Below are 6,392 nucleotides of genomic sequence, written 5' to 3'. Positions count from 1 at the left end.
AGTTAATTGTCGCTCCTTTTCCTGATCTTCAACGAGGGTCTGACCAGTTTTTTTTCAACAATTCTCTCAAAGCCTCTTGACAAAAGACTTACAGCTTTAACTTGTCACCAATGAGCTGTATTTACTTTTGTTTAATCCGGCTAATATTCGTTCTTTTTCTGATTTATCTTCTAAAGACATTGCCGCTTTTTTCTCGGATTTACGCATTGTATCTAATTCATCATTTACCTGTTTCATCACATGAAACCTATCAGCAGTTATATTTGCATTGGGCATTAATTCTTCGACTAGACTTTTATAAGGAGACCACAGGTCTATACTCACTTCTTGGATTTGCTCAAGTACCTCGAATCCCCATCCTTTCAGGACTTCACCGATTTCTTCTATCCTTCTTGTCTTCACTATCTCAATTGGTTTACGAGTATCTAAATCTACTATTACTGCCAGATAATTTCCTTGCCCTTTCACTAAGGCTATTTCATCTATTCCTAACCTTTTTACTTCTCTTAAATTTATCTTTTGTATTTGGGCTACTTGCCTTTTTAACATAGATTCTACTTCCTCGTCACTGAGGTCGTTTCTTTGAGCAACGCTATGAATGTTGCTATTCAATACTTGCTCTACTATGTTAGCGGCTAGTCTTTTTGTATAACATGTGCTTTTATCTACAAATTCTAGTTTCTCACTAAACACTTTTTTACACTTATGGCATTTAAATTGACGACGATTGATTTTTAACAGAACTGGTTTTTCACTCCACGGTAAATCGTGAATCATTCGCCAATGGTCTTGGTGTATACTTTGACTAACATTTCCACAATTTGTACAGGTACAATAGTTGACGGCTTTTTCAATTGTGATGATTATTCCTGCTCTTTCCACTTCTTGACAATCTAACACTTTCGTCTCTGGTAGATTGAGGATTTGCTCTACGGGAAATTTCATAACTATCGCCGCCAATGCCTGTTCTTGATATATAATTATCTTACTTTCGGTAATTAAACATACCTTCAAAGCTGTAAAGTATTGTATCTACTCTAGTTTAGGCTTCAATCTTTATAAATTTTATCCATTAATTTTCATTACTTTTTGCTTTCTCCATAAAATATCCGAAAGAACCATTAATAGTAAAAACTATCGTTTATTTTTTGACAAACTGAATAAAATATGTGTAGCTTCCGACGACTTAGCATTTTTGTCCCAATTCTTAGAATTAGCTGAAGATACTTTTATCGAACAAATTAATACCAACTTAGCCTATCTTACCCCTGGTCAAAACCTGTTCGACCAGATGATTGACACAATTCGCGGCATAGTAGAAATAGAACAAGCTAAACGTGATCGCTCTTTAGAACGTACAATCCAAGTATTAGGTATAGCCTTTGGTGGCGGTGCAATAGTTTCTGGTGTCGTCACCCAACACATAGATAAACCCTTTGCACCAATTAATTTCAAGTACCCAGTTCACCCCCTAGTATCATCTTTACTGTTGAGTTTTCTGGCTACCGCTTTTATTTGGTGGGTTGCTGGACGTAAGTGGCGTTAGGACAAGTTATCCTAATCTATACCATGTAAACATGAGGAAAAATTAGGCGATCGCACAAATTTTTTAGACAACCAGATCAATTCAGATACTTGGTTAATTTCACAATTTTTCTGTTGTGATTTAGCCTTTCTGTAGCTTTGCCATTTCCGCGAAAGGTATTCTACATCTATGACAACACCCATCTTCCCACAGTGCAGGTATTTTGAAAGATGCTTCACAATTTGGACACTTTGCTAAAAGCTTGAGTTGATGGCGATCGCACTTCCACACCGACTTATACTGCCACTCAATTCGGTGACAGGGATTTTCCCCATAACAAGCCCCACACAAGCGAATTGGCTCATGCTGCATTCCCACTCCAGCAGGCGGTAACATTTGGGCTAACCTCTCGGCATCTACTTCTACCACAGATGCGATCGCTTCTAATTCTTTTTGGCCAGGACGAGGATTAAAGTAAAATCGCTCCCATCTTGCTACTACTGCACCAATTCCTGCCAAACGACCCAACCCACTGGCTGATAAATGGTTAGCACGTCTAAACCTACCAAGAAAGTGGCTCAGGCTTTCTCCTTCATAGGGTTCAATCAAGAATAGCCAAGGCTTAACATCTGGTGCCTCTTTCATTTGTACTCCTTAGCAACTTCCTGTAAAACAGCCTTGTCAATCTTCTTTAATCCCCTTGATAAAGAACGAATTGCTGATTCCCTGAGAATCTCATCTAGCCGACCAATGTAACCCTCTGTTGCCGAAGTCAAAATCCGCAGTATATCCTTACTAATGAGATTAGAAGGCAATGGCAACTTTAAAACTTTATCTTCCCAAGTTTGTACAGTGTCTTGGAAATCTTTTCCCGATAACTTACCAAAGCGATGGCAAGCCCGAAAGCGGTTATAAACTTGTTCATCTCGCTTAATTACTGCCTCTAAACGGTCAGTTCCTACTAAAACAACAGCAATGCCCAACTTGTCATAAATATCACGCACCTCTGCAAAAGTCTCAGGTTTAAGACGGTCAGCTTCATCAACAATAATCATTTCTACGCCACAACCCTTGATTACTTCGATTGTTCTGCCACGCAAATCTGATACGGTTCCCTTTGTCGCTCGAAAATTGAGGTGTTCAATTTCATCAGGCAGATATCCAAATCTCTATCTGCCATTGGCTCTGGTACTGTGGGTAGTCCAGCTTCCCAACGCTCAAAGCGAGTTTGATCGCCCATTCGCGCATCAATACTTTGGTTGTAACGGTCAACAATGTAGCGAACAAGTAGTTGTTCTAGTTCCCGCAAGGTTAGTTTTGCGTCCTTCTCTGCATCTTCTGGGCGTTCCTGTACATTAGATCCTGTGTACCCAGGTAGCGTTGAAAACAGTTGGTCATTCAATGTCTTAAAAGGACGCTCAACTACTCCACCTTCTGAAGGGCGATCGCGTAAATGACATACAAAACCCAATTGCGCCCCAATCTGGCTTAAGTGGTTTGAACGAAAATCTTTACCCCCATCAGTATAAAAATGTTCTGGCTTACCATAAGTTCCCCATTCGCAGTGCAGTTTGTACTCTGTACCGTATTTTTTGGGCAAAATCGCATAGCGTAATGCTAAAGCTACTACCACTGAACTAGGCGCATCAAAACCTAAATTGATACCCATAATGCAACGAGAATAGGTATCAATTACAGTTGTTAGCCAAGGACGACTTAGTAGTTCACCATGTTGATCTACTAGCAAAACATCTACACGGGTATGGTCACATTGCCAAACATGGTTGCTGTAGTCAACAGATAAATCTTGTCCTTCACGAGTTTTAACTGAAAGTGTTGTCCCCCTCCAGCCAGGGCTGCGGATACTCTTAGTTTTTTCTTTTTGTTCCAATATGGGAGCTAATACCCGTAAAACAGTCCTGTAATTTGGCGGCTTGGAGTCGCCTAGTTCTCGCGCTTTAGCTTGAACTCTCAGGGCAACTTGTTTGGGAGTCATACGTTTACTACCCTTGTTACCTTCCTTGTAAGTTTTAATGATGAAGTTTTCCCAAAACTCACCAATTCGATGTTTTCCTTTATCAGCCCTACCTGTCTGAGTGAATCCGACTAAGCCATCCTCTTCCCATTTTTTTACTAAACGCTGCACCGTTCGCACTGTCACACCCAGTTTTTCCGCAGCTTCCTTCAATTTCTGCCCGTAAGTTGTGCGATCGCATGGTTCGAGCAAACTTTGTATCACTTCTAGCTTGAGTTGGGCTTCCTCTGAAAGTTCTGTAACAATCACATTAGTCTCAGGAGATGTGTTGCTCTCTTGTGATAGAACGTCCGCAGAATTTACAGATGTATGAACAGTCAAATCAGACATAACATTTCTGTTCATGAATTAATAGCAGATTATAAACACATAATGTTATTCTAAGTGTTGGGAAAACGACAGTCAATTTGTCATCATGAAAATATACAAAACCTTTTTTCTAATTTCCGAAGCGACAGTTAATTTGTCATAATCGGAACAAACGACAGCCAATTTGTCACTATCGAAAAATAAGATAATACTTTTTGACTAGCGAAAACTCTTGCTGTACAAGCATTTGCCAGATAACATTAATTTGTCACAACGACATTTAATTAGTCACTGTACATCATCTAACAATAATTAGAAATTTTTATTTTCCTTGAATTCCTCTATGACTTACGCACTGTACAAAATAACTATCTTGTGTATCAACGGAAATACGTTGTTTCAGCCTTTGATCAATCACTCTAGATTAGGTGCGATCGCTAAAATATCATTGAAAAATCTAGCTATAAACCTTAAAAACCCTACCTGTTATTTTGGTTTGTCTGTCAATGCGTAAGTCCTATCCTCTTTTTAAACCGAACGATGAACTGAATTTTCTCCGTTCGTTGTCAGGTAATCCCTCTATTTTATTAAGTATTTATACTTATTCTTCCCTACATCTGTTTTTTTAGCCATAGGTAATTCCTGAAAAAATAGTACAAAGTAACTATTTTTTGAACTCCAAAATCGGGGATAATACTCTATTTTTTTCAAAATGAGAATTGCTGTTGGTAAAAATTGGTACTGTACAACTGGGGTTTTCTTCCCACACTCCCAAGCCTTTGAGCATTTCTAAAGGTGGTAGAAGTAAACTATCTCCCACTACAAAACGCGCCACTAAGTTGGACTCGATGGAATGAATGTGATAGCAGGCTTGGGCTTCAGGAAACAGGTGATAAATTAATTGGTGAATACCAGTTTCCGCCGAAGGTTTGAAATGCGGTGCGGCTGTCTCAATTTTGCCATCTGGATAAACACGGGCAAAATCACTGTGTGAGAGTTCGCCTTTAGACACACCACTAGCGGTAATCCAAAAACTGCGATCGCTCAATAATACCGAAAGATTTCCGGCTGTGCCTACCATCCAACCTTGCTGGTAAAAGTGACGGGCTGTTGTTATTAATTCTGTACGAGGATCAATCACAGTTTCCACAATTGCTGTAGATACGCCTGAATATCTGAGAAATTATTCCAGGGAATATAAGGTTTTTGATGTTGGTCTAAGTAATATGCTAGGCGATCGCGGGCAAATACGATCGAAGCTTGTAAGCCCATATTCAAATCTGTGAGGGAGTCACCTATGGCAATTGTCTCATCAGCCGGATATTTTGCCATGACTTGCACCTTGGCGACTAATTCTGTACCGCCTTCATAATCAGAGTTGACTTGGAAGTAAGCACCAGTCGTATCTAGATCAACGGCGTGAATTGCTGTTACTCTTGGGGCTATCTCACCTAAAACTATTTCTACCATTCCCCGCAGTCCACCAGACACCACAACCAAAGGAACATTTTGGGAATCTAGAAAATCTAGCAGTTCGATAAATCCTTGACGGATGGGTTGCGATCGCGTAAATTCTAAAACTTTTCCATACTCTGAAGATGGAATTGATTCTAAAATTTTCTTGACTCCCTCCCGCAGTGTTACCCTTTGAGCATACATTTCTGGTAGAAATTTTCCAGCCACTTCCGGCGCAAACTTTTTTAGCACCGCCACAAAGGTTTCATCTACAGTGATTGTCCCATCAAAATCGCAAAAAACAATCCGCTTCACAGTTTCATCCTGTTAGATTAATTTGATTTTTCCGACAAAACTCTTTTCCCCTATCCCTGGTTGGTGAGCGTACTTGTACTGAGCGCAGCCGAAGTAGCCGAACCAATGCTCCCTGCCTACACAGTGATAATTTTTAATCGGAAGTCCCTTACCCTTGTTAAGCAACAGCTTGATGGGTGCGAATCTCTTTACCTGTATACTGAGGAACCCAGCCTGCTGTATCGATAAAATAACGCACAGCTTTGACTCGTCGCGCAGAGGTGAGATAAAACCAGTGTTCGGTTCCGGCTGGTACGTTGATATATTCTTGTGGTTGTACTGTGAGTTCTACTTGGCTATCATCAGGACGCACGAAGCCAAAAACGGCTTCACCATCAATCACGTAGCGTACCTCATCATCAGCGTGGGTATGAATTTGGGAAAATTTTGCCAGAAATCCATCCAAGTCGGGAATTGCTGGATGCAACACAATTAAATCACGGGATTGATAACCTGCTGTTTGTTGTAGCTTTTCAAAATAATGATCTAGAAATTCCAGGACTTGGTTTTTTTGGTCTTCGTTGAGGCTATCTTGGTTTAATAGATGATGTAACTCTGAATTTTCTCCCACAGACCAGCGATTGAGTTGAATGTTTAACGGTGCGAGTTCTTGGGCAATGTGATTGATATCTGTGAGAATTTTGCCATCTTCTAATTTTAAAATCGCCATAGCTCATCCCATTTTGAATTTTAAAAATTTAACTAGTCAAGTTT

6 protein-coding genes and 2 pseudogenes are annotated in these 6,392 nt (G+C 40.0%); 1 reads left to right on the top strand and 7 read right to left on the bottom strand.

The annotated features are described in order from the left end of the window. Positions 1 to 114: 114 nt before the first annotated feature. A pseudogene (locus H6G28_RS30980) lies at positions 115 to 945 on the bottom strand (ISL3 family transposase); the annotation flags it as partial. A 250-nt stretch (positions 946 to 1,195) separates the two neighbouring features. Between H6G28_RS30980 and H6G28_RS30975 the strand changes: the two are divergent. Then, positions 1,196 to 1,546, top strand: a complete 351-nt coding sequence (locus H6G28_RS30975; protein WP_190676707.1) for a hypothetical protein — start codon at positions 1,196 to 1,198, stop codon at positions 1,544 to 1,546. Between the two features lie 120 nt (positions 1,547 to 1,666). Here H6G28_RS30975 and H6G28_RS30970 read toward each other — a convergent pair whose 3' ends face one another. From H6G28_RS30970 to H6G28_RS30945, 6 genes and pseudogenes are all read right to left on the bottom strand, one after another. Further along, positions 1,667 to 2,170 (bottom strand): TniQ family protein, encoded by a 504-nt coding sequence (locus H6G28_RS30970; protein WP_190676705.1) that lies wholly within the window; start codon positions 2,168 to 2,170, stop codon positions 1,667 to 1,669. Continuing rightward, positions 2,167 to 2,625: a TniB family NTP-binding protein gene (locus H6G28_RS30965; protein WP_242054692.1), complete on the bottom strand. Its 459-nt coding sequence runs from the start codon at positions 2,623 to 2,625 to the stop codon at positions 2,167 to 2,169. The genes H6G28_RS30970 and H6G28_RS30965 overlap by 4 nt, the downstream gene beginning before the upstream one ends. Continuing rightward, positions 2,601 to 3,905 carry a TnsB C-terminal domain-containing protein gene (locus tag H6G28_RS30960; protein ID WP_242054691.1) on the bottom strand — a complete coding sequence of 435 codons (1,305 nt, stop codon included), beginning with the start codon at positions 3,903 to 3,905 and terminating at the stop codon, positions 2,601 to 2,603. Before H6G28_RS30960 ends, H6G28_RS30965 begins: the two co-directional genes overlap by 25 nt. A 646-nt stretch (positions 3,906 to 4,551) precedes the next feature. Continuing rightward, positions 4,552 to 5,019: pseudogene (locus tag H6G28_RS30955) on the bottom strand (class II aldolase/adducin family protein); the annotation flags it as partial. Continuing rightward, positions 5,007 to 5,639 (bottom strand): HAD-IB family phosphatase, encoded by a 633-nt coding sequence (locus H6G28_RS30950; RefSeq protein WP_190676701.1) that lies wholly within the window; start codon positions 5,637 to 5,639, stop codon positions 5,007 to 5,009. The pseudogene H6G28_RS30955 and the gene H6G28_RS30950, both read right to left, overlap by 13 nt. 157 nt (positions 5,640 to 5,796) lie before the next feature. Beyond that, the gene (locus H6G28_RS30945) at positions 5,797 to 6,348 is read right to left on the bottom strand and encodes a 1,2-dihydroxy-3-keto-5-methylthiopentene dioxygenase (protein ID WP_190589469.1); all 552 of its coding nucleotides are present in this window, start codon (positions 6,346 to 6,348) and stop codon (positions 5,797 to 5,799) included. Positions 6,349 to 6,392 lie beyond the last annotated feature (44 nt).

Source organism: Nostoc sp. FACHB-190 (assembly GCF_014696905.1).
Classification (GTDB): Bacteria; Cyanobacteriota; Cyanobacteriia; order Cyanobacteriales; family Nostocaceae; genus Nostoc_B.
The sequence above is the reverse complement of the archived record's forward strand: the minus strand, read 5'-3'. Positions and strand labels throughout refer to the sequence as shown.

Coding starts and splice junctions, on each gene's coding strand:
- H6G28_RS30970 (WP_190676705.1), bottom strand. CDS start 2,170: ATGAAAGAGGCACCAGATGTTAAGCCTTGGCTATTCTTGATTGAACCC.
- H6G28_RS30960 (WP_242054691.1), bottom strand. CDS start 3,905: ATGAACAGAAATGTTATGTCTGATTTGACTGTTCATACATCTGTAAAT.
- H6G28_RS30945 (WP_190589469.1), bottom strand. CDS start 6,348: ATGGCGATTTTAAAATTAGAAGATGGCAAAATTCTCACAGATATCAAT.